We start from the raw sequence: 18648 nt of genomic DNA, 5'->3' as shown, positions 1-18648 counted from the left end.
TCGAGGGATTGGGATCACCATGTCACGTTTCACAAAGCTGTTCGCCGCCAACGCGATTGCAGCCGCCGGACTGTGCTCGGCGGCGCTGGCGCTGAGCCCCACCGCGGCCGCCGACCCGGCCATACCGCCCGCCGTCCCCGGCGTGCCGGCGCTCAACATGCTCCAGCAGATCGCGACCAACCCGGCCAGCGCCGCGGCGCTGATGCAGACCGCCGCGACCGCACTGACCGGCGCGTCGGCCATCACCGGCGCCCCGGCGCAGACGATGCCCGTCTCGCCGATCGTCGGCGCTCCGGGCACCGCGCCGCTGCCCGCAACGCCGGCTCCGGCCCCGACCTCCGGCGGCCTGGCCGGACCGATCATCCCGCTGCTCAACCAGCTCGGGGTGCCCGGCAACCTGGCCAACCTGACCCCGGAGTCCATGCCGTTCCCGGTGGCCATCGGTAACACCCCCGGCATCTCCAACCCGCCGGTGGGCGCGCCCGCTGCGGTGCCGCCGGCCAGCAACCCGCCGATCGCGCCGGTCACCCCGGGCGGTGCCGGCCTCGGCCAGTTGCTGCCGCTGTCCGCTCTGCCCTGACCGCCAACAACCCGATGAGGGAGCACACCGTGCAGATCGCCAAGCTGTCCGCCGGCCTGACCACCGCCGCGCTCGTCGCGGCCCTGAGTCTGGCTCCGGTCGCGACCGCCGACCCGACCATCCCGCTGGACCCCGGCCAGCTGCCCGGCCTGGACGCCGTGCAGAACCTGAGCCCGGTGATCCAGCAGGCCGCGGGGAATCCCTCATCGGCGCAGCAGTTGCTGCTGGCCGCCGCTTCCCAGCTGGCGGGCAATGCCGCCACGCCGGCTGGGTCGGCAGCCCTGGCTCAGCAGGTCACCAAATTCGTGCAGGAGGGTGGGGCCGCGGGCCCGATGACCGCCTTGCCCGCCGCGGCACCCCCGGCCGCGACGGCACTGACCGGCGTCGCCCACGGGTCGGTCGCCGGCCCGGCCAAGATCCCCACCCCCGGCCCCGGCCCCGGCCAGACGGCCTATGTGTTCACCGCGGTCGGCACGCCCGCCCCGGCGGCCGAGCAGAAGCTGCCGCTCAACGTCACCTGGGTCAACCTGACCACCGGTAAGTCGGGTAGCGCCACGCTCAAGCCGAACCCGGACATCAACCCGCAGGGCCCGACCACGCTGACCGCCGTCGTCGATACCGGCTCGGGCAGCATCATGTCGACGATCTTCGGCCAGGTGACCACTGTGGACAAGCAGTGCACTTTCATGCCGACGATCGGCTCCACCGTCGTACCCTGATTGGGAGATGGAGACGCTCGACCCGATTGACGCCCTGATGCTCACGGGCGAGCTGTTGTCGAGCCCGATGCACGTGGCCGTGGTGATGATCCTGTCCCCACCGGAAGGTGTCGACACCCATCGCTATGTCGAGCAGCTCTACTCCGACAGCCTCACCGCGGATGTGCCGATCGACCCCCGGTTACGCCGGCGGCCCTACCGCGGTATCGACACCGCCGGGCTGTGGGTGTGGCGTGAGGCCGACGATCTCGACCTGCGCCACCACATGCAGCGCCGCACACTGCCGGCAGACAGCGGCCCAGAGGCGTTGTGGGACTTGGTGTCCGGATTGCATGCGCTGCCGCTGGACCGCACCGCGCCGATGTGGATGGCCTACCTGATCGACGGCCTGCCCGACGGGCGGTTCGCGTTCTACATCAAGGTTCACCACATCGTGGTCGACGGGGTGGCGGGGCTGAAGATGATCGGTGACTCGTTGAGCACCGATCCCGATCAGCGCGACATGCCGCCGTTCTACGCGTGCGCCGAGGTCCCCGAACCACGGCCACAGCCGACGGGTCGGCGGCTACCGAACCCGCTGTCGGCGGTGAAGGCTGCGGCCGGGGTGGCCGCCTCCGGGGTGAACCTGACCCGCCATGTGGTGGCCGGCGAGTTGGCCAACATCCTGGGCAGCATCGCCACCCCCGCGGTGACACCGCCGTTCGGCGCCCCGCACACCCGGTTCAACACCAAGCTGGGCAGCCAGCGCGCGGTGGCCGCAACCAGCTTGGACCGCAACCGAATTCGGGCTATCCAGCAGGTGGCCGGGGTGACCGGCAACGACGTCGTCACCGCCGTGGTCTCCGGTGTGGTGCGGGACTGGCTGGCCGAACAGGACGAGCTGCCGCACCAGTCGCTGGTGGCGATCTGCCCGGTGACGGTGCGCGACCCGGCGGCCACCCCCGATGACGAGCACGGCAACATGTTCGGGCTCGGCCTGTGCCCGCTGGGCACCAATATCGACGACGCCGGTCAGCGGTTGACGCTGGTGCACTACGCCATGGGCAACGTCAAACATCAGGTGGCCGCGCAGGGACCGGGGGCAATGCTGCTGGTGCTGATGCCCGCGATCGGGCCGACGGTGCTACTCCCCCAGCTGCCGTTCACGTCCTGGGTGCGGCCGAGCTACAACCTGCCGATCTCCAACGTGCCCGGCCCGCAGGAACAGCGGTACTTCAACGGCGCCCACGTCGACGAGATCTACCCCGTCTCGGTGGTCTACGACGGCATGGCGCTCAATGTCACGGTGTGCTCGTACGCCGACCGCATCGGCGTCGGCTACGTGGCCGATCGCGACGTGGTCGCCGACATCGACGACCTCATCCCGCTGACCGAGAAGGCCCTGGCGGACCTGGAGGCCGCCGTCCGGGTGGCCTGAACCAGGCGTTGACTCAGAAACCACGCACAAGAAGGTCGAGTAGGACCCTGCGTGAGTTCTGTGTCAACGTGGCCTAGTAAGCCATGAACAGGATGGCGTCCCGGTCATACTCCAGACCGGGGTGCGCCGAGGCCAGGTGGGCCTGGGTGAGCTCGACGAGTTCGTCCTCGTTCTCGCCGCGGATCGCCTCGCCACACGGGCAGTTCAGATGGGTCTTCATGATGCCTCCCTATCAGGCCTTGGCCTTCTGTTCCCGACTGCTCAGGCCTTCGCCTTCGCTGCGGCCTTCATCTTCTTCTTGTACGCCCGGACCTCGTCCAGCGACCCCTTGTCGACCACATCGGCGATCGACATGTGGGTGCCTGCCTTGCCGTAGTCGCCCGCGGCGGCGCGCCAGCCGCGGGGCGTCACGCCGTACTGCTTGCCGAGCAGCGCCAGGAAGATCTTGGCCTTCTGCTCACCGAACCCGGGCAGCGCCTTGAGCCGGCGCAGCACCTCGGCACCGTCCGGGTCGCCGTCGAGCCACAGCCGCGCGGTGTCTCCGTCGTAGCGGTCGACGATCTCGCGGGCCAGGTCCTGCACCCGCTTGGCCATCGATCCGGGGAAGCGATGCACCGCAGGCGTTTTCGCGAACTCCGCGGCGAACGACTCCGGGTCGTAGTCGGCGATGGTGCGCGGGTCGATCCCGCCGAGGCGCTCCAGCAGCTTGCGCGGGCCGGCGAAGGCGACTTCCATCGGGATCTGCTGATCCAGCATCATCCCCATCAGCAGGGCGAACGGATCCTCGGACAGCAGGGTGTCTGCCGCGGCATCCTGGGTCAGTTGCAGCTGCGCCATGGCGTCAGTGTAGGTCGCGGGAGGAGGCGAGATGTCGGGAGCGGTGGCGATCGCGGTAGCGCTCGCGCTGGCCGCCGTCGCGCTCATCATCGGCATGCTGGCCGTCCTGACCCGCCAACGGGTGAGCACCCCCGCCGAACGTGCCGTGCACGCCACCCTGCACACCGCCTCACTGGCCGCCCGCTCCCTGCGTAAGGGCCTCGACGCTGACTCCGCCCAGAGCGCCGCCCCCCATCTGCGTGGACTGACCGGCGCCGACGGTGTGGCGCTCTACGACGGCGAGGGCACCCTGCTGGCCGCCGACCCGCCCGGTGAGCCGCTGTGGACACCGGCCACCACCGCGGTGTGCCGGCAGACCGCCGCCGACTCGATCGCCGGTCAACGCCGCGTGCTGGCTCGCGACCAGACCCCCGCAGTGGTCGCCCAGCCCCTGCTCGACGATGACGGCGTGGTGATCGGGGTGCTCGTCGCCGTCAACGCCGCCGAACCGGCGCCCGGCATGCTCGGTGCCATCGGCGAGGTCGCCCGCTACGCCGCCAGCCAGCTCGAGCTCGCCGAGCTCGACGCCTCCCGCGCCCGCCTCGACCGCGCCGAGGTGCTGGCACTGCGCGCCCAGATCAGCCCGCACTTCATCTACAACGCCCTGAACACCATCGCCTCGTTCGTGCGCACCGACCCCGACCGGGCCCGCGACCTGATCCTGGAATTCGCCGATTTCACCCGCTACTCGTTCCGCTCGGCGGGTCCCTACACCGTGCTCGCCGACGAACTGCGCAACATCGACCGCTACCTGACGCTGGAGCGCGCCCGGTTCGGGCCCAACCTGTCGGTCACCCTGCAGGTCGCCCCCGAGGTGCTCACCGTGGTGGTGCCGTTCCTGGCGTTGCAGCCGCTCGTCGAGAACGCCGTGCGGCACGGCCTGGCCGGGCGCCAGGGCGGCTCGATCGAAATCGTCGCGCGCAACGAAGGATCCGACTGCGTCATCAGCGTCGAGGACGACGGCATCGGCATGGATCCGGAGACCCTGCGCTCCGGGCACGGCGACGTGCTGGCCGACGGCGAGCAGGCCGCCCATGTGGGTTTGACCAATGTCGACCATCGACTGCGCGCGGCGTTCGGCAACGACTACGGTCTGGTGGTCGAGACGGCTCCGGGCGCGGGCACCAAGGTCATCATGCGGGTACCCAAGTTCGCCGCGGGCGTGCGCGCGTAAGGGAGGTGGGATGGGGCTTTCGGTTCTCGCGGTCGACGACGAAGCGCCCGCCCTCGACGAGCTGACCTACCTGCTGGGCAACCATCCCGAGATCGGTGAGGTGATCGGCGTCGGCGACGCCACCTCCGCGCTGCGCATCCTCAACGAGCGCACCGTCGACGCGATCTTCCTCGACATCAACATGCCCGGCCTGTCCGGCCTCGAACTGGCCAGTGTGCTGGGCAACTTCGCGCATCCACCGTCGGTCGTGTTCGTCACCGCCCACGACGACAAAGCGGTGGCCGCCTTCGAAGTCGGGGCGCTGGACTACCTGCTCAAGCCGATCCGCAAGGAACGCCTCGACGAGGCCGTCCGCCGGGTGGCCGCCGCCCGCAGCGCCGAACCCGCGCCGAGCGCCGACGAACCGATCGGCGACACCATCCCCGTCGAACTCGGCGGCGTCACCCAACTGGTGCGCTGCGACACCATCGGCTGGGTCGAGGCCGAGGGTGACTACGCCCGCCTGCACGCCGCATCCGGATCGCATCTGGTCCGAATTCCGTTGAGCACCTTGGAAGATCGCTGGCGCAGCCGTGGCTTCCAGCGGGTGCACCGGTCCTATCTGGTGGCGCTGAACATGGTCACCGGCCTGCGCACCTCCGGCGCCTCGACGATGGTGCGGCTGCGGGCCAACGGCTCCTCGCCGCCGGTCGAGCTGCCCGTCAGCCGCCGCCAGGCCCGCGAACTGCGCGACCGGCTGATCCGCGACCCGATGCGGACCTTCCGCCCCGGCGGCGGCAATGACTAGATCCGGCCGCCCGCAACGCCAGCGGGTGGTGCTGGCCCACCGCCGCGGCACCCGGGTGGTGCACACCCGCGTCGAGGTCCAGGAGCAGACCGAGGTGGGCGACGCGCTGGTGCGCGGCCTGGTGCGCGCCCAGCTCGGGCTGGCGCTGCGGCTGGCGGCGGTGGTGGCCGGCGGCATGGCCGCCCTGCCGCTGCTCAATGCCGCGTTCCCGGAACTGGCCGCTGTCACGGTGTTCGGGATGCGACTGAACTGGCTGATCCTGGCCGTGCTGGTCTACCCCGCGATGTACGGGGTGGGCCGGTTGTTCATCCGGCTGGCCGAACAGGGCGAGCGGGACTTCATCGGGGTGGTCGACGATGACAGGCCCCCGCAGTGAACACCTCGACCGCGCTGACCGCCGGTGGACTGCTGGCCGCCGCGGTCGCGACGGTGGCCGTCGGCGCCTACGGTGTTCGACTCGCCCGCACCACGTCGGACTTCCTGGTGGCCTCCCGCACCGTGGGGGCGCGCTGGAACGCCGCGGCCATCTCCGGTGAATACCTTTCGGCGGCATCGTTTCTCGGGGTCGCCGGCCTGATCGCCAAATACGGGGCCGACGCCCTGTGGTACCCGGTCGGCTTCACCGCGGGTTATCTGGGTCTGCTGCTGTTCGTCTCGGCCCCGCTGCGCCGCTCCGGGGCCTACACCGTTCCGGACTTCGCCGAGTTCCGGCTCGGCTCGGCGCGGTTGCGCCAGGTCGCGATGCTGGTGGTGGTCACCGTCTGCATCCTCTATCTGGTGCCGCAATACCAGGGTGCCGGGTTGACGCTGAAAACGCTTCTGGGCGTACCGGTCTGGATCGGGCCCGTCCTGGTAGGCGCGATCGTGATCGTCAACGTGGTCGGCGGCGGCATGCGGTCGATCACCTTCGTGCAGGCCTTCCAGTACTGGCTCAAACTCACCGCGGTGGCGATACCGGCCCTGGTGCTGCTGTTCCACGTCGGCACCGAACATCCGCAACTGGGCGGACCGCTGCCGCCCACCGTCGAGCGCGCCACCACCGTCACCGTCGACACCGACGTCGTCGTGACCGTCGCCGATCCCGCCGGCATCACGGTCACCGGGCCGACCCTCACCGGCGCCCTGCCCGGGCCCGGCCAGTACACCCTGCCTGAAGGCACCACCCTGCGACTGGCCGCAGGGGCGCAGACGCCGGTGGTGGCCGGGGCCCCGGTCACCGGGGCGCAGTGGATCTCCAACGGCGGTGGGTTCGGCGGCAAACACCCGCTCTACCAAGTGTTCTCGATCATGGTCGCCACCTTCCTGGGCGCCATGGGCCTGCCGCACGTGCTGGTCCGCTTCTACACCAACCCGGACGGCCGGACGGCCCGGCGCACCGCGCTGGCGGTGATCGCGCTGCTGTGGCTGTTCTACCTGTTCCCCACCCTGCTGGGGGTGTTCGCCCGCCTGTACGTGCCACAGCTGCTGATCACCGGCAAGTCCGACGCGGCGGTGCTGCTGATGCCGTCGGCCGCCATCGCCGGGCTGCCGGGCGAACTGATGGCGGCGCTGGTGGCCGCAGGCGCTATCGCGGCGTTCCTGGCCACGTCCTCGGGTCTGCTGGTCAGCATCGCCGGCGCGGTGTCCACCGACCTGTTGGGCGGCCGGGTCCGCGACTTCCGGCTGGCGGCGCTGGTGGCCGGGTTCATCCCCATCCCGCTGTCACTGATCGCCGCCTCCCTGGAGCTCTCCCGCGGCGTCGGCCTGGTGTTCGCCGTGGCCGCCTCAACGCTGTGTCCACTACTGGTGCTGGGCATCTGGTGGCGCGGGCTGACCGCGCGCGGGGCGGTGGCGGGCCTGGTGGTCGGCGCGCTGTCATCGGGGTTGGCCGCGCTGCTCGCGGTCACCGGGTGGGTCGACGACGATGCGCTGCGCGGCTGGCCGGCCACGCTCATCGGCTACCCGGCCGCGGTCACCGTGCCGCTGGCCTTCGCGACGATGGTGGTGGTCAGCCGGCTCACCCGGCAGACGGTGCCGGCCGACGTGGCGCGGATCTTCGCTCGGATGCACGTACCCGAACGCCTCGGCATGGGTGTGGAGCGGGTGCCCCGCGGCTAGCGGCGGGCTGACCGCTCGTCGCCCCCGGACAACCGTTCAGCGCAGGGTCCGACTGTTCACCTCGTGGGCCCTAGGACTGTGATCCACCTCTCAATACCCTGTGAACACCATCGAGTTCACAACCACAGGAGCGTGCGGTGTCCTCAACCGAAATCCCACCGCGGGAGACCCAACCCAGCGGTGCCCAATACCTGGCCGTCCAGGCCAGCCCGGAATTCCAGGAGTTGCGCCGCACCCTGCGCCGCTTCGTGTTCCCCACGACCGCGTTCTTCCTGATCTGGTACGCCAGCTACGTCCTGCTGGGTGCCTTCGCCCATGACTTCATGGCGATCAAGGTGTGGGGCAACATCAACGTCGGCCTGCTGCTCGGGCTCGGCCAGTTCGTCACGACGTTCCTCATCACCGGCCTCTACGTCCGCTTCGCCAACCGCGAACTCGACCCGCGCGCGGAGAAGATCCGCAACGAAATGCACTGGAGCCAGCAGTGAATCACCTGACCCTGCTCGCGCAGAGCAGCACCATCGGCAACCCCGCCGTCAACATCAGCATCTTCGTGGCCTTCGTGATCATCACGCTGGTGATCGTGATCCGGGCCAGCCGCTCCAACACCAACGCCACCGAGTTCTTCACCGCCGGCCACGCCTTCTCCGGCCCGCAGAACGGCATCGCCATCGCCGGTGACTACCTGTCGGCGGCCAGCTTCCTCGGCATCGCCGGCGCCATCGCGGTCTACGGCTACGACGGCTTCCTCTACTCGATTGGCTTCCTGGTGGCCTGGCTGGTGGCCCTGCTCCTGGTGGCCGAATTGCTGCGCAACACAGGCAAATTCACCATGGCCGACGTGTTGAGCTTCCGGCTCAAGCAGAAGCCGGTGCGCCTGGCCGCGGCCACCTCGACGCTGACGGTGTCGCTGTTCTACCTGCTGGCCCAGATGGCCGGTGCCGGTGGCCTGGTGGCGCTGCTGCTCGACATCCACGGCCGCACCGCACAGTCGTTCGTCATCGCGGTCGTCGGCGTATTGATGATCGTCTACGTGCTGATCGGCGGGATGAAGGGCACCACCTGGGTGCAGATCATCAAGGCCGTCCTCCTGATCGCCGGTGCGGCGTTCATGACCATCCTGGTGCTGGCCAAGTTCGGGCTGAACTTCTCCGAGATCCTCGGCTCGGCACAAAACATGGTGCACGAGGCGACGACGAAGGGTGTGGCCAGCCGCGATGTGCTGGCACCCGGTGCGCAGTACGGCGCCTCGACCATGTCGAAGATCAACCTGCTGTCACTGGGTCTGGCGCTGGTGCTGGGCACCGCCGGCCTGCCGCACGTGCTGATGCGGTTCTACACGGTGCCCACCGCCAAGGAGGCCCGCCGTTCGGTGGTCTGGGCGATCGCGCTGATCGGCGCGTTCTACCTGTTCACCCTGGTGCTGGGCTATGGCGCGGCGGCCATCGTCGGCCCCGACCGAATCCTCAAGGCGCCCGGTGGGCAGAACTCCGCGGCTCCGCTGCTGGCCTTCGAACTCGGCGGGGTGATCCTGCTCGGCATCATCTCGGCCGTCGCGTTCGCGACGATCCTCGCGGTGGTGGCCGGTCTGACGATCACCGCCTCGGCCTCGTTCGCCCATGACGTGTACGCCAGTGTGCTGAAGAACCACAAGGTCACCGAGGACGAACAGGTACGGGTCTCCCGGATCACCGCGGTGGTGCTGGGTATCGCCGCCATCGGCCTGGGCATCCTGGCCAACGGACAGAACGTCGCCTTCCTGGTGGCCCTGGCGTTCGCGGTGGCGGCCTCGGCCAACCTGCCGACGATCGTCTACTCGCTGTACTGGAAGCGATTCAATACCCGCGGCGCGCTGTGGAGCATGTACGGCGGCCTGATCAGCTGCATCGTGCTGATCGTGTTCTCCCCCGCGGTGTCGGGGACCAAGACCGCAATGATCCCCGGTGCGAACTTCGACTGGTTCCCGCTGGCCAACCCCGGCATCGTGTCGATCCCGCTGGCGTTCATCCTCGGCATCATCGGCACGCTGACGTCCTCGGACACCGGCGATCCGGAGCTCAACGCCGAGATGGAGGTCCGCTCGCTGACCGGTGTGGGCGCGGAGAAGGCCACCCATCACTAAATGAGGTGAGAATCTCGCCGGGTGCGGGAATGGTCACGGTGTGTCGACGACGTTGACTTCACCATGACCCCAGGTCGCTTCGCTCCTGCCCCACCGGGACCCATGACCGCCCCCACCCGGCGAGCTCTCTCGTTCGCGCTTCTGGCCTACGCCTTCGCCGCGATGATGGCCGGCACCACGCTGCCGACGCCGCTGTATGCGCTGTACTCCCAGCGGATGCACTTCGACGTGCTGACCACCACGATCATCTACTCCAGCTATGCCGGCGGGGTGCTGATGGCGCTGCTGGCCTTCGGCCGCTGGTCGGATGCCGTCGGCCGGCGGCCCATCCTGCTGGCCGGCACCGCCTGTGCGCTGGCCAGTGCGGCGGTGTTCCTGGTGGCCGACTCGGTTCCGGTTCTCCTGGTGGGGCGGGTGCTGTCGGGTCTGTCGGCCGGGCTGTTCACCGGTACCGGGACGGCCGCGATCATCGAGGCGGCTCCGGAGAGCTGGCGGGACCGGGCGCCTGCGGTGGCGACAGTCGCCAACATCGGCGGTTTGGGTGCCGGGCCGGTGCTGGCCGGGGTACTCGCCCAGTACGCCCCGGCACCGCTGCACCTGACCTTCATCGTGCACATCGCGCTGGCCGTGCTCGCCACCGTCGCCGTGCTGATCGTACCGGAGACCTCCAGCCGCACCGGAACGATTGGGTTCCAACGTCTTTCCGTCCCGCCGGAAGTCCGCTCGGTGTTCATCACCGCCGCGCTCGCGGCGTTCGCCGGATTCTCGGTGACCGGACTGTTCACCTCGGTGGCGCCCTCGTTCCTAGCCACCGTCGTCGGCATCGACAACCACGCGCTGGCCGGTGTCATCGCCGGGTCGATCTTCGCAGCCTCCGCGGTGGCGCAGATCGCCGCGACCCGGCTGGAGCCGCGACGGGCGGTGGCGATCGGCTGCGCCATCCTGGCCACCGGCATGGCGATCCTGGTTGTCGCCCTGGTGTTTTCGTCGCTGGCCGGGCTGATCGCCGCCGCGGTGGTGTCCGGCATCGGGCAGGGCATCAGCTTCAGCCGCGGGCTGGCCGCCGTCGCCCAGCGAACGCCGGCACAGCGGCGCGCCGAGGTCAGCTCCACGTACTTCGTGGTGGCCTACATCGCCATCTCGGTACCGGTGATCAGCGAGGGGTTCGCCGCCCACGCCCTGAGACTTCGGCCCAGTGGCATCGTGTTCGCCGCCGCTGTCGGCGTGCTGGCACTGGGTTGCCTGGCCGCGATCCTGCGTCAGGAATCCGGCAGTCGTTCGCCGGCAACGCTTTCGGCGGCGCGCAGCGACTAACCGCTCTTGCGGCGGAACTCCCGGCGGTTCTCCACCGGGCCGTGGGCGCGGGGCTGCTTGTTGCCGCCGTCCGTGTGCCCGGCACCGCCCGCCGACTTCGCCTTCTTACGTTCCAGGGCCTCACGGAACTTGCGCTTGGTGTCGTCCTGCGATTCGGACTCTGACTCGGCCATGCTGGCAGCCTAAACCGTTCAGCGCTTACCCGGTGGCATCCCGTACACGTGGGTGATCGGTATCCGCAGCAGCACCCGCCGGTCGGTCACCATCGCTTGGCGGTATTCGTCCCAGTCCGGATGCTCACCGGCAACATTGCGGTACAGCGCGATCAACGCCTCCACCGTGTCGTCGTCGGGCGCGGCGGCCGGAGGGCTCAGCACGGCCTCACCCTCGGCCACCGCATACGACCAGCCGTCGTCGGAGGCCACCAGCAGGGAGGCCCGCGGGTCGCGGCGCAGGTTGCGGGTTTTGGCCCGCGGTTCGGTGATCGACACCTCGATGGCCGGTTCCCGGGCGTCGAAGTGGTAGGTCACATTGGACAGCTGTGGCCGTCCGTCGCGTTTGATGGTGGCCAGCACCCCGAGCGAGTTGCCCGCGATCAGCGCCAGCAGCTTGTCGTCGAACACGTGGCGGGACATACCCCGAGACTACGTGGGTAATCTGCGGTCATGACCCGCTATGCGGCTTTCCTGCGCGGGGTGAACGTCGGCCGGATCACCCTCAAGATGGCCGACGTCGCAGCCGCATTCACCGACGCCGGCTTCCGTGACGTGCGCACGATCCTGGCCTCCGGCAACGTCGTCCTGGACTCCTCCGCCTCGGCCGCGAAGGTCCGGACCACGGCCGAAGCCGCCCTGCGCGAGCGGTTCGGCTATGACGCCTGGGTGTTGGTCTATGACCTCGACACCGTGGGCACCATCGCCCAGGCTTACCCGTTCGAGGCGGAGGTCGAAGGCCACCACTCCTACGTCACGTTCGTCAGCGATCCCGAAATTCTCGACGAACTCGCCGAGCTCGCGACCGGCGCCGGACCGCAGGAGAAGATCGCCCGCGGCGACGGTGTCCTCTACTGGCAAGTGCCCAAGTCCTCGACGCTGGACTCCACGATCGGCAAGACGATGGGCAAGAAGCGCTACAAGTCCTCGACCACCACCCGCAATCTGCGGACTCTGACCAAAGTGTTGCGTTAAGCCGCCGTCAGGTGTCGCCGAACGTGCGCTCACTGCGAGAAAGAGGGGCATTTTTCGCAGTGGATGCACATTCGGCGCGGCCCAGACCCGCTGAGTCCCGCGGGTACTGTTTTTGGTGATGAACCAGCCTGTCACGCTCACCGGCGTCTCCGAAACCGCACTGCTGACCCTCAACGGCCGCGCCCACCAGGCCGGCCTGCCCGGGGCGATCCTGCACGACCCGATGGCGATCCAGCTACGCGACGCCATCGCCTTCGACTACGACAAGTTCGGCCGCAAGGGCCAGGAAATGGCGTTGCGTTCGCTGGCCGTCGACGGCTGCGCCAAGGCCTACCTGCGCACCCACCCGAAGGCCACCGTGGTCGCCTTGGCCGAGGGCTTCCAGACCAGCTTCTGGCGCCTGAACGAGGCGATCAGCGACCCGCAGTTCAGCTGGGTGTCGGTGGACTTCGCGCCGGTGCTCGAACTGCGCGAGCGGCTGCTGCCGGCCGATCCGCGCATCACCAACCTGGCGCAGTCGGCACTCGACTACAGCTGGATGGACCGGGTGGACAGCAGCAACGGCGTGTTCATCACCGCCGAGGGCCTGCTGATGTATCTGCAACCGCATGAGGCGATGGACCTGATCGCCCAGTGCGCCAAGCGTTTTCCCGGCGGCCAGATGTTCTTCGACCTGCCGCCGGTGATGGTCAAGAAGCTCGCACCCAAGGGCATGCGATCCTCCAAGCACTACCGGGTGCCGCCGATGCCGTTCAGCCTCTCGGTGGATCAGCTGGCCGACTTGGTCAACACGATGCCGGGCGTGACGGCCGTGCACGACATCCCGATGCCGCGGGGCCGCGGCTTCTTCTTCGAGAAGGTGTTCCCGGCAATCTGGGCGTTCCGCCCGGCCCGCAACGTGCGCGGCGCCTACACCCTGCTGGAGTTCGGCTGACCGGTCAGCCGAATGCGGCGTCGAGGTAGCGCAGCGCCTCGGGCTTGCCCAGGCCCAGTGCCCGCGCGGTTTCGGCGTAGGCGTTGGCCGCGGCGGCCATCGCCGCATCGGCCGGATCGGCCCGGGCCACGAACGTTCCGAACCGGCCCCGGGTCTCGACGATCCCGGCCGTCTCCAGTTCCCGGTAGGCCCTGGCGACGGTGTTGACCGCCAGCCCGAGTTGCCCGGCCAGTTCCCGAACGGTGGGCAGCCGGGTACCCGGTGGCAACCGACCGGCGCGGACGCCGTCGATGATCTGGGTTCTCAACTGATCAAATAACGGTTTCGGCGCGTGTGTGTCCACGCGCAACCAATCCCCCAACTCCGACACATGCTAATTATCGCTGAGACCGGCTATTTTGGTGGATGTGCATATCGCGGTGCTCAGCGGGGCGGGGATCTCAGCCGAAAGCGGAGTCCCGACGTTCCGCGATGACGAGACCGGATTATGGGCCAAATACGACCCCTACGAACTCTCCAGCACGCAGGGCTGGCAAAGCCACCCCGAGCGGGTGTGGGCCTGGTATCTGTGGCGCCACCACCTGGTCGCCACCGTCGAGCCCAATAGCGGGCATCGGGCCGTCGCGGCCTGGCAGGACTACGCCAACGTCACGGTGATCACCCAGAACGTCGACGATCTGCACGAGCGGGCCGGGAGCAAGCCGGTGCATCACCTGCACGGCAGCCTCTCCGAATTCTGGTGTGACACTTGCGGTTCGCGCTATCACGGCCCGCTACCCGATATGCCCGAACCCGAACTGGAGAAGATGCCGCCCACCTGCGAGTGCGGCGGGCTGATCCGGCCCGGCATCGTCTGGTTCGGCGAGCAGTTGCCCGACGAGCCGTGGCAGGCTTCCGTCGAAGCCGTCGCCACCGCCGACATCCTGGTGGTGGTCGGCACCTCCGGCATCGTCTACCCCGCGGCGGGCCTGCCCGAGGTGGCCCTGGCACGCGGCGCGGTGGTGATCGAGGTCAATCCGGAAGCCACCCCGCTGTCGAGCACCGCCACCCTGACAATCAGGGAATCGGCCAGCACCGCGCTGCCCACGCTGTTGCAGAAGCTGCCGGAGCTACTGGGGAGCTAGGGCCCGGCCCAGCGCGACTTCCTGGACCGGCAGCGGTACCCAGGCCGGAAAAGTCGCTTCGTGCCGCGCGGTTTGGATCGCAAAGCCCGCCGACGCGATCGCCCGCTCGGTCTCCCGATGGGTGTGGCAGTTACCGGCCATCCGCGGCCAGATCGTCGCATCGGCCACCCGCTGCAACCCACCGCGCCAGCCCGGCTGGGCGATGTGCTCGAAGTAGCGCAACTCCCCACCGGGTTTGAGAACCGATTTCAGTTGGCGCAGAACACCTTCCGGGTTCTCCACCGAGCACAGCACCAGCGAGCACACCACCGCGTCGAACGGTTCGGCGGCGGGCATGGTCTCGACCGTCGTTTCGATCACGGTGATCGGAACCCCCGCGGCCGCGGCGGCGGCCCTGGCCTGCGGGGCCAGCCGGGTCTCGGGCTCCAGGGCGACGACCTCGGTGACGGTGTCGGGGTAGAACTCGAAGTTGGTGCCGGTACCGGCGCCGATCTCCAGGACCCGGCCGTGCAAGTCGGCCAGGTTCTGCTTGCGTAGTTTCTTCATGGCCCCGGACTCGTGAGCGGACATCACCGTCCAGAACCGCGCGAAGAAGGGGTGGTCGAAGGTTTGTGACGTCATTGTCGAGGGTCCTCCCGCCGTGGTCCCTCCAACGCTAGCCGCTGCCGGAGACCCCGACGGCGGCGGGCACCGGCTCCGGTGGCGCCTCACTGAACCCGAACCGCTCGTGCAGCCGGACCAGCGGTTTGGGAGCCCACCAGTTCCACCGCCCCATGACGTGCATGAACGCCGGCAGCAACGCCATCCGCACCAGGGTGGCGTCGACCAGGACGGCCAGCGTCAGGCCCACCCCGAACACCCGCATGAATGCCACCTGGGCGGCGATCAGGGCGGCGAACGCGATCGCCATGATCAGGGCGGCGGCCGTCACCACCCGGCCGGTGCGGGCCAGCCCGAGCGCCACGCTCTCGTCGTTGTCCTCGCGGGTGCGCGCCGAGGACAACCAGTACTCCCGGATCCGGGCCACCAGGAACACCTCGTAGTCCATCGAGATGCCGAAGGCGATGCAGAACAGCAGCACCGGCATATTGGCTTCCAGGGTGCCGGTCGGGGTGGTGCCGAACGCGCCGAGATGGCCCTCCTGGAAGATCCAGACCAGCGCGCCGAAGGCCGCAGACAGCGATAACACGTTGAGCGCCAACGCTTTCAGCGGCAGCACCACACTGCCGGTGAGCAGGAACAGCAGGGCGAAGGTGATCACCGCGATCAGTCCGAGCACCAGCGGCATGCGCGACAGGATCGCGTTCACGTTGTCGCGGTTGACCTGGGCGCCACCGGTGATGAGCACATCGCGGCCCGCCGGCTCCTGCACGGCGTGCAACCGGTTCAACTGGGTCTTGGACGCGTCGGAGAACAGCGGCGTGGTGCTCCGCACGGTGAGGTAGGCGCTGCCTTCGGAGATGCCCGACGGGGCCGACGCCGGACCGACCTTCTTGCCGTTGACGTACGTTGCGGTCGGCGCCGAGACCAGCGCCACCTCCGGCACCCGCGACAGGTCGGCGGCGTAGCGTTCCATCTCCTGCGGGGCGATGCCGTCGGCGTCGGGGATCACCATCGACACCGCGGTAGAGAAGTCGCTGGCGAAGTCGTTGCGCAACTGGTCGCCGACCTGATGGGTGGAGGCGCTCTTGGGCAGCACCCGGTCGTCGGGGTTGCCGAACTGGATGTGCAGGAACGGCACCCCGAGCAGCACCAGCAGCGCGACGATCGCGGTGCCGATCGGAATGGCCCGACGCATCACGAACTTCGTTGAGCGATACCAGAATTGGTGCTCCAACGGTTTGGCGACGGGTTCGGGACGGTCGAACATCCGCCGCAGCGCCCGGCGGATGTCCCACGAGTCGAGCCGGTCGCCGAGCAGCACGATGGCCGCGGGGGTGACGATCACCGCGGCGGCCGCCGCGAACGCCACGGTCGCCACCCCGGCGTAGGCGAAGGACTTCAGGAAGTACATCGGGAACAGGATCAGCACCGACATCGACAGCGCGACGGTGGTCGCCGAGAACAGCACGGTGCGGCCCGCGGTCGCCATGGTGCGCAGCAGAGCACTGTCGCGGTCGGCACCCCCGGCGATCTCGTCGCGGTAGCGGCTCAGGATCAGCAGCGTGTAGTCGATCGCCAGTGCCAGCCCCAGCGCGGTGGCCAGGTTCAGCCCGAAGATCGACACGTCGGTGACGTAGGTGATCAGCCGCAGCACCGACATCGCGCCGAAGATCGCCATCAGCCCGACGGCGATCGGCAGCGCGGCGGCCACCAGGCCACCGAACACCCAGATCAGCACCAGGAAGCTCAGCGGAACCGCGATGGACTCCATCATCAGCAGGTCGCGTTCGGTCTGCTTGGTGATCTGGGAGTAGATCATCGCGGTGCCGCCGGCGCGGACCGTCACGCCGTCCTTACCGTCACCGATCTGCTTGACCAGGGCGGTGGCGTATTTCTGGGCGTTGTTCTCCCCGCCGTCGAGCACCGCGACCACCAGGCCGGTCTTCCCATCGCGGCTGATCAGTTCCGAGGCGGCCGCGGGCGGCGAGGTCCACGCTGAGCTGACCCGCAGCACGTAGGGCGAGGCCGACAGCTGGTCGACGATGCCGGTCGCCACTGCCCGGGCCGACGGGCCGGCCGCACCGTCAGGGGCGGTGACGGTGAACAGCAACTGCTGGTCGCTCTGCCCGAACTTCTCGCCGAGCAGCCGCGATGCCTGGCTGGATTCGGAGGTCGGGTCCTGGAAACCGCCGGCGGACAGGCTCCCGGCCACCGGAATCCCGAAAATCGCCGTCGCGACCATGAGGAAGGCCGCCACGGCGACGATCCGCCGGGGTGCGCGTAGAGCCAGATGCGCCAGTTTTTGCAGCACGGTCCCATCTTTACCGCTGTTCACCAGCCGAAATGCCGGTATTCGATGACGCAACGATGACTTATGGGCTCCGGTGACCTGACTCCGGAGTAAGAATTGCCACCATTTTCCGAATCGTGACTCAAAGATTCCTTAAAGGTGACCCATACGCTCAGTGTCATGTGGATCGACGACACCAGTGCAGATGTCATCAAGGTCGACTTCGACGCGCTCTATCACGGCGATGTCCTCGTGGAGGGCGACACCTCGGAGCAGTTCGAGGATCGTCCCCCGCTGGCCACCGCCAGCTGACCTGAAACGCCGAAAGGCGCCTGCGCCGCGGGTACGCGGCGAGGCGCCAATCGGAGTTCAGACATTCCCGCGCAGTCGCGCGGCGTGCCCGCCTGATGATCAGGCGGGCACTTTTGCGTCCTGACCCGGGGTGATCATGCCGGCCAGCCGCCCGCTGATGATCTCCTCGGCTTCGGACACGATGCGGCTGACCAGCTCGCCGACCGTGGGGATGTCGTGGATCAGGCCCATCACGGTGCCCACCGTCCAGATACCGGCATCGACATCGCCCTCGTCGAAGACCCGCCGCCCCCGCACACCGGCGACCAGATCCTTGACGTCCTCGAACTGACCGCCGTCCTTAAGGATCTGCACGACCTCGCGGGAAACCGCGTTGGACGCCACCCGGGCGGTGTTGTGCAGGCTGCGGAAGATCAGCTCGGTGCCACGCTCATCGCCGGCCACGATCGCTTCCTTGACGTTCTGATGAATGCAGGACTCCACCGTGCACATGAACCGGGTGCCCATGTTGATGCCGTCGGCACCCAGGGCCAGTGCGGCCACCAGACCACGGGCATCACCGAAGCCACCGGAGGCGATCATCGGGATCTCGATCTCCTTGGCCGCCGCCGGGATCAGCACCAGACCGGGCACGTCGTCCTCACCGGGATGCCCGGCGCACTCGAAACCGTCGATGCTGATGCCGTCCACACCCAGGCTCTGCGCCTTAACCGCATGACGCACCGAGGTGCACTTGTGCAGCACCTTGATCCCGTTGTCGTGGAACATCGGCAAATGCGGCGCCGGGTTGGAGCCCGCCGTCTCGACGATCTTCACACCCTCATCGACGATCACCTGCCGGTACTCGTCGTAGGGCGGCGGGTTGATCGCCGGCAGGATCGTCAGGTTCACCCCGAACGGCTTATCAGTGAGCTCGCGGGTCTTCTGGATTTCCCGGGACAGATCCGCCGGAGTGGGCTGGGTCAGCGCGGTGATGAAACCCAGGCCTCCGGCATTGGCCACCGCGGCCACCAGCTCAGCCCGGCCCACCCACTGCATACCGCCCTGAGCAATCGGATGCTCAACACCGAAAACCTCGGTGAACTTCGTCGACAACGCCATGTGGATTCCCC

At 68.6% G+C, this 18648-nt stretch carries 22 protein-coding genes; 14 read left to right on the top strand and 8 right to left on the bottom strand.

Features of this window, described 5'->3' with window-relative positions:
• The first annotated feature begins 19 nt into the window (after window positions 1-19).
• Genes BN3385_RS13465 through BN3385_RS13455 form a run of 3 tightly spaced genes read left to right on the top strand, consistent with a single transcriptional unit; the run spans window position 20 to window position 2716 of the window.
• Window positions 20-580, top strand: coding sequence for a hypothetical protein (locus BN3385_RS13465; RefSeq protein ID WP_059017238.1), 561 nt, complete (start codon window positions 20-22; stop codon window positions 578-580).
• A 14-nt stretch (window positions 581-594) separates the two neighbouring features.
• Complete coding sequence (locus BN3385_RS13460) at window positions 595-1299, top strand: Rv1157c family protein (RefSeq protein ID WP_082690459.1); 705 nt, start codon at window positions 595-597, stop codon at window positions 1297-1299.
• Window positions 1300-1306: 7 nt separating this feature from the next.
• Window positions 1307-2716, top strand: coding sequence for a wax ester/triacylglycerol synthase family O-acyltransferase (locus BN3385_RS13455; RefSeq protein ID WP_059017237.1), 1410 nt, complete (start codon window positions 1307-1309; stop codon window positions 2714-2716).
• A gap of 73 nt (window positions 2717-2789) precedes the next feature.
• On the opposite strand, the gene BN3385_RS27635 is transcribed toward BN3385_RS13455, so the two are convergent.
• Both BN3385_RS27635 and BN3385_RS13450 read right to left on the bottom strand, forming a co-directional pair.
• Window positions 2790-2936 (bottom strand): DUF1059 domain-containing protein, encoded by a 147-nt coding sequence (locus BN3385_RS27635; protein ID WP_082690458.1) that lies wholly within the window; start codon window positions 2934-2936, stop codon window positions 2790-2792.
• Between the two features lie 41 nt (window positions 2937-2977).
• Window positions 2978-3553, bottom strand: a complete 576-nt coding sequence (locus BN3385_RS13450) for an HhH-GPD-type base excision DNA repair protein (protein ID WP_059017236.1) — start codon at window positions 3551-3553, stop codon at window positions 2978-2980.
• 31 nt (window positions 3554-3584) lie between these two features.
• Between BN3385_RS13450 and BN3385_RS13445 the strand changes: the two genes are divergently transcribed.
• The 7 genes from BN3385_RS13445 to BN3385_RS13415 all read left to right on the top strand — a co-directional run bounded on the left by BN3385_RS13445 (window position 3585) and on the right by BN3385_RS13415 (window position 11086).
• Window positions 3585-4766, top strand: a complete 1182-nt coding sequence (locus BN3385_RS13445) for a sensor histidine kinase (RefSeq protein WP_059017235.1) — start codon at window positions 3585-3587, stop codon at window positions 4764-4766.
• A gap of 10 nt (window positions 4767-4776) precedes the next feature.
• Window positions 4777-5553 carry a LytR/AlgR family response regulator transcription factor gene (locus tag BN3385_RS13440; RefSeq protein WP_059017234.1) on the top strand — a complete coding sequence of 259 codons (777 nt, stop codon included), beginning with the start codon at window positions 4777-4779 and terminating at the stop codon, window positions 5551-5553.
• Window positions 5546-5929, top strand: a complete 384-nt coding sequence (locus BN3385_RS13435; RefSeq protein ID WP_059017233.1) for a hypothetical protein — start codon at window positions 5546-5548, stop codon at window positions 5927-5929. The genes BN3385_RS13440 and BN3385_RS13435 overlap by 8 nt, the downstream gene beginning before the upstream one ends.
• The gene (locus tag BN3385_RS13430; RefSeq protein WP_059017232.1) at window positions 5926-7650 is read left to right on the top strand and encodes a sodium/solute symporter; all 1725 of its coding nucleotides are present in this window, start codon (window positions 5926-5928) and stop codon (window positions 7648-7650) included. The genes BN3385_RS13435 and BN3385_RS13430 overlap by 4 nt, the downstream gene beginning before the upstream one ends.
• A 137-nt stretch (window positions 7651-7787) precedes the next feature.
• Window positions 7788-8138 carry a DUF485 domain-containing protein gene (locus BN3385_RS13425; protein WP_059017231.1) on the top strand — a complete coding sequence of 117 codons (351 nt, stop codon included), beginning with the start codon at window positions 7788-7790 and terminating at the stop codon, window positions 8136-8138.
• Window positions 8135-9772, top strand: coding sequence for a monocarboxylic acid transporter (locus BN3385_RS13420; protein WP_059017230.1), 1638 nt, complete (start codon window positions 8135-8137; stop codon window positions 9770-9772). Before BN3385_RS13425 ends, BN3385_RS13420 begins: the two co-directional genes overlap by 4 nt.
• A gap of 102 nt (window positions 9773-9874) precedes the next feature.
• Window positions 9875-11086, top strand: coding sequence for an MFS transporter (locus BN3385_RS13415; protein ID WP_059017229.1), 1212 nt, complete (start codon window positions 9875-9877; stop codon window positions 11084-11086).
• Here the strand turns inward: BN3385_RS13415 and BN3385_RS28175 are convergent.
• Together BN3385_RS28175 and BN3385_RS13410 are read right to left on the bottom strand one after the other, a co-directional pair.
• The gene (locus tag BN3385_RS28175; RefSeq protein ID WP_156432745.1) at window positions 11083-11259 is read right to left on the bottom strand and encodes a DUF5302 domain-containing protein; all 177 of its coding nucleotides are present in this window, start codon (window positions 11257-11259) and stop codon (window positions 11083-11085) included. The two genes, BN3385_RS13415 and BN3385_RS28175, sit on opposite strands and share 4 nt — an antisense overlap.
• An 18-nt stretch (window positions 11260-11277) precedes the next feature.
• Window positions 11278-11721 carry a PPOX class F420-dependent oxidoreductase gene (locus BN3385_RS13410; RefSeq protein ID WP_059017228.1) on the bottom strand — a complete coding sequence of 148 codons (444 nt, stop codon included), beginning with the start codon at window positions 11719-11721 and terminating at the stop codon, window positions 11278-11280.
• Between the two features lie 30 nt (window positions 11722-11751).
• Between BN3385_RS13410 and BN3385_RS13405 the strand changes: the two genes are divergently transcribed.
• Together BN3385_RS13405 and BN3385_RS13400 are read left to right on the top strand one after the other, a co-directional pair.
• The gene (locus BN3385_RS13405; RefSeq protein ID WP_059017227.1) at window positions 11752-12273 is read left to right on the top strand and encodes a DUF1697 domain-containing protein; all 522 of its coding nucleotides are present in this window, start codon (window positions 11752-11754) and stop codon (window positions 12271-12273) included.
• A gap of 118 nt (window positions 12274-12391) precedes the next feature.
• Complete coding sequence (locus tag BN3385_RS13400; RefSeq protein ID WP_059017226.1) at window positions 12392-13207, top strand: class I SAM-dependent methyltransferase; 816 nt, start codon at window positions 12392-12394, stop codon at window positions 13205-13207.
• A gap of 4 nt (window positions 13208-13211) precedes the next feature.
• Here BN3385_RS13400 and BN3385_RS13395 read toward each other — a convergent pair whose 3' ends face one another.
• A complete protein-coding gene (locus BN3385_RS13395) occupies window positions 13212-13577 on the bottom strand; it encodes an Rv1152 family transcriptional regulator (protein WP_059017225.1) in 366 nt (121 codons plus the stop codon).
• A 37-nt stretch (window positions 13578-13614) separates the two neighbouring features.
• Between BN3385_RS13395 and BN3385_RS13390 the strand changes: the two genes are divergently transcribed.
• Window positions 13615-14331 (top strand): NAD-dependent deacylase, encoded by a 717-nt coding sequence (locus BN3385_RS13390; protein ID WP_059021912.1) that lies wholly within the window; start codon window positions 13615-13617, stop codon window positions 14329-14331.
• On the opposite strand, the gene BN3385_RS13385 is transcribed toward BN3385_RS13390, so the two are convergent.
• Window positions 14317-14952, bottom strand: a complete 636-nt coding sequence (locus BN3385_RS13385; RefSeq protein ID WP_059017224.1) for a class I SAM-dependent methyltransferase — start codon at window positions 14950-14952, stop codon at window positions 14317-14319. The genes BN3385_RS13390 and BN3385_RS13385 overlap by 15 nt on opposite strands.
• A 34-nt stretch (window positions 14953-14986) precedes the next feature.
• Complete coding sequence (locus BN3385_RS13380; RefSeq protein WP_059021910.1) at window positions 14987-17245, bottom strand: MMPL family transporter; 2259 nt, start codon at window positions 17243-17245, stop codon at window positions 14987-14989.
• Window positions 17246-17404: 159 nt separating this feature from the next.
• Here BN3385_RS13380 and BN3385_RS29210 point away from each other — a divergent pair, with 159 nt between their 5' ends.
• Window positions 17405-17536 (top strand): hypothetical protein, encoded by a 132-nt coding sequence (locus BN3385_RS29210; protein ID WP_156432744.1) that lies wholly within the window; start codon window positions 17405-17407, stop codon window positions 17534-17536.
• 99 nt (window positions 17537-17635) lie between these two features.
• Here the strand turns inward: BN3385_RS29210 and BN3385_RS13375 are convergent, their stop codons facing one another.
• Window positions 17636-18637, bottom strand: coding sequence for an NAD(P)H-dependent flavin oxidoreductase (locus tag BN3385_RS13375; RefSeq protein WP_059017223.1), 1002 nt, complete (start codon window positions 18635-18637; stop codon window positions 17636-17638).
• Between the last annotated feature and the right edge of the window lie 11 nt (window positions 18638-18648).

Source organism: Mycobacterium sp. M26, from assembly GCF_001494595.1.
Lineage (GTDB): Bacteria > Actinomycetota > Actinomycetes > Mycobacteriales > Mycobacteriaceae > Mycobacterium.
Note: the sequence above shows the minus strand (reverse complement) of the source record. Positions and strands in the feature narration are given on the sequence as shown.

Coding starts and splice junctions, on each gene's coding strand:
- BN3385_RS13440 (WP_059017234.1), top strand. CDS start 4,777: ATGGGGCTTTCGGTTCTCGCGGTCGACGACGAAGCGCCCGCCCTCGAC.
- BN3385_RS13415 (WP_059017229.1), top strand. CDS start 9,875: ATGACCGCCCCCACCCGGCGAGCTCTCTCGTTCGCGCTTCTGGCCTAC.
- BN3385_RS27635 (WP_082690458.1), bottom strand. CDS start 2,936: ATGAAGACCCATCTGAACTGCCCGTGTGGCGAGGCGATCCGCGGCGAG.
- BN3385_RS13460 (WP_082690459.1), top strand. CDS start 595: ATGAGGGAGCACACCGTGCAGATCGCCAAGCTGTCCGCCGGCCTGACC.
- BN3385_RS13450 (WP_059017236.1), bottom strand. CDS start 3,553: ATGGCGCAGCTGCAACTGACCCAGGATGCCGCGGCAGACACCCTGCTG.
- BN3385_RS13410 (WP_059017228.1), bottom strand. CDS start 11,721: ATGTCCCGCCACGTGTTCGACGACAAGCTGCTGGCGCTGATCGCGGGC.
- BN3385_RS13400 (WP_059017226.1), top strand. CDS start 12,392: ATGAACCAGCCTGTCACGCTCACCGGCGTCTCCGAAACCGCACTGCTG.
- BN3385_RS28175 (WP_156432745.1), bottom strand. CDS start 11,259: ATGGCCGAGTCAGAGTCCGAATCGCAGGACGACACCAAGCGCAAGTTC.
- BN3385_RS13405 (WP_059017227.1), top strand. CDS start 11,752: ATGACCCGCTATGCGGCTTTCCTGCGCGGGGTGAACGTCGGCCGGATC.
- BN3385_RS13465 (WP_059017238.1), top strand. CDS start 20: ATGTCACGTTTCACAAAGCTGTTCGCCGCCAACGCGATTGCAGCCGCC.
- BN3385_RS13385 (WP_059017224.1), bottom strand. CDS start 14,952: ATGACGTCACAAACCTTCGACCACCCCTTCTTCGCGCGGTTCTGGACG.
- BN3385_RS13445 (WP_059017235.1), top strand. CDS start 3,585: ATGTCGGGAGCGGTGGCGATCGCGGTAGCGCTCGCGCTGGCCGCCGTC.
- BN3385_RS13375 (WP_059017223.1), bottom strand. CDS start 18,637: ATGGCGTTGTCGACGAAGTTCACCGAGGTTTTCGGTGTTGAGCATCCG.
- BN3385_RS13455 (WP_059017237.1), top strand. CDS start 1,307: ATGGAGACGCTCGACCCGATTGACGCCCTGATGCTCACGGGCGAGCTG.
- BN3385_RS13435 (WP_059017233.1), top strand. CDS start 5,546: ATGACTAGATCCGGCCGCCCGCAACGCCAGCGGGTGGTGCTGGCCCAC.
- BN3385_RS29210 (WP_156432744.1), top strand. CDS start 17,405: ATGTGGATCGACGACACCAGTGCAGATGTCATCAAGGTCGACTTCGAC.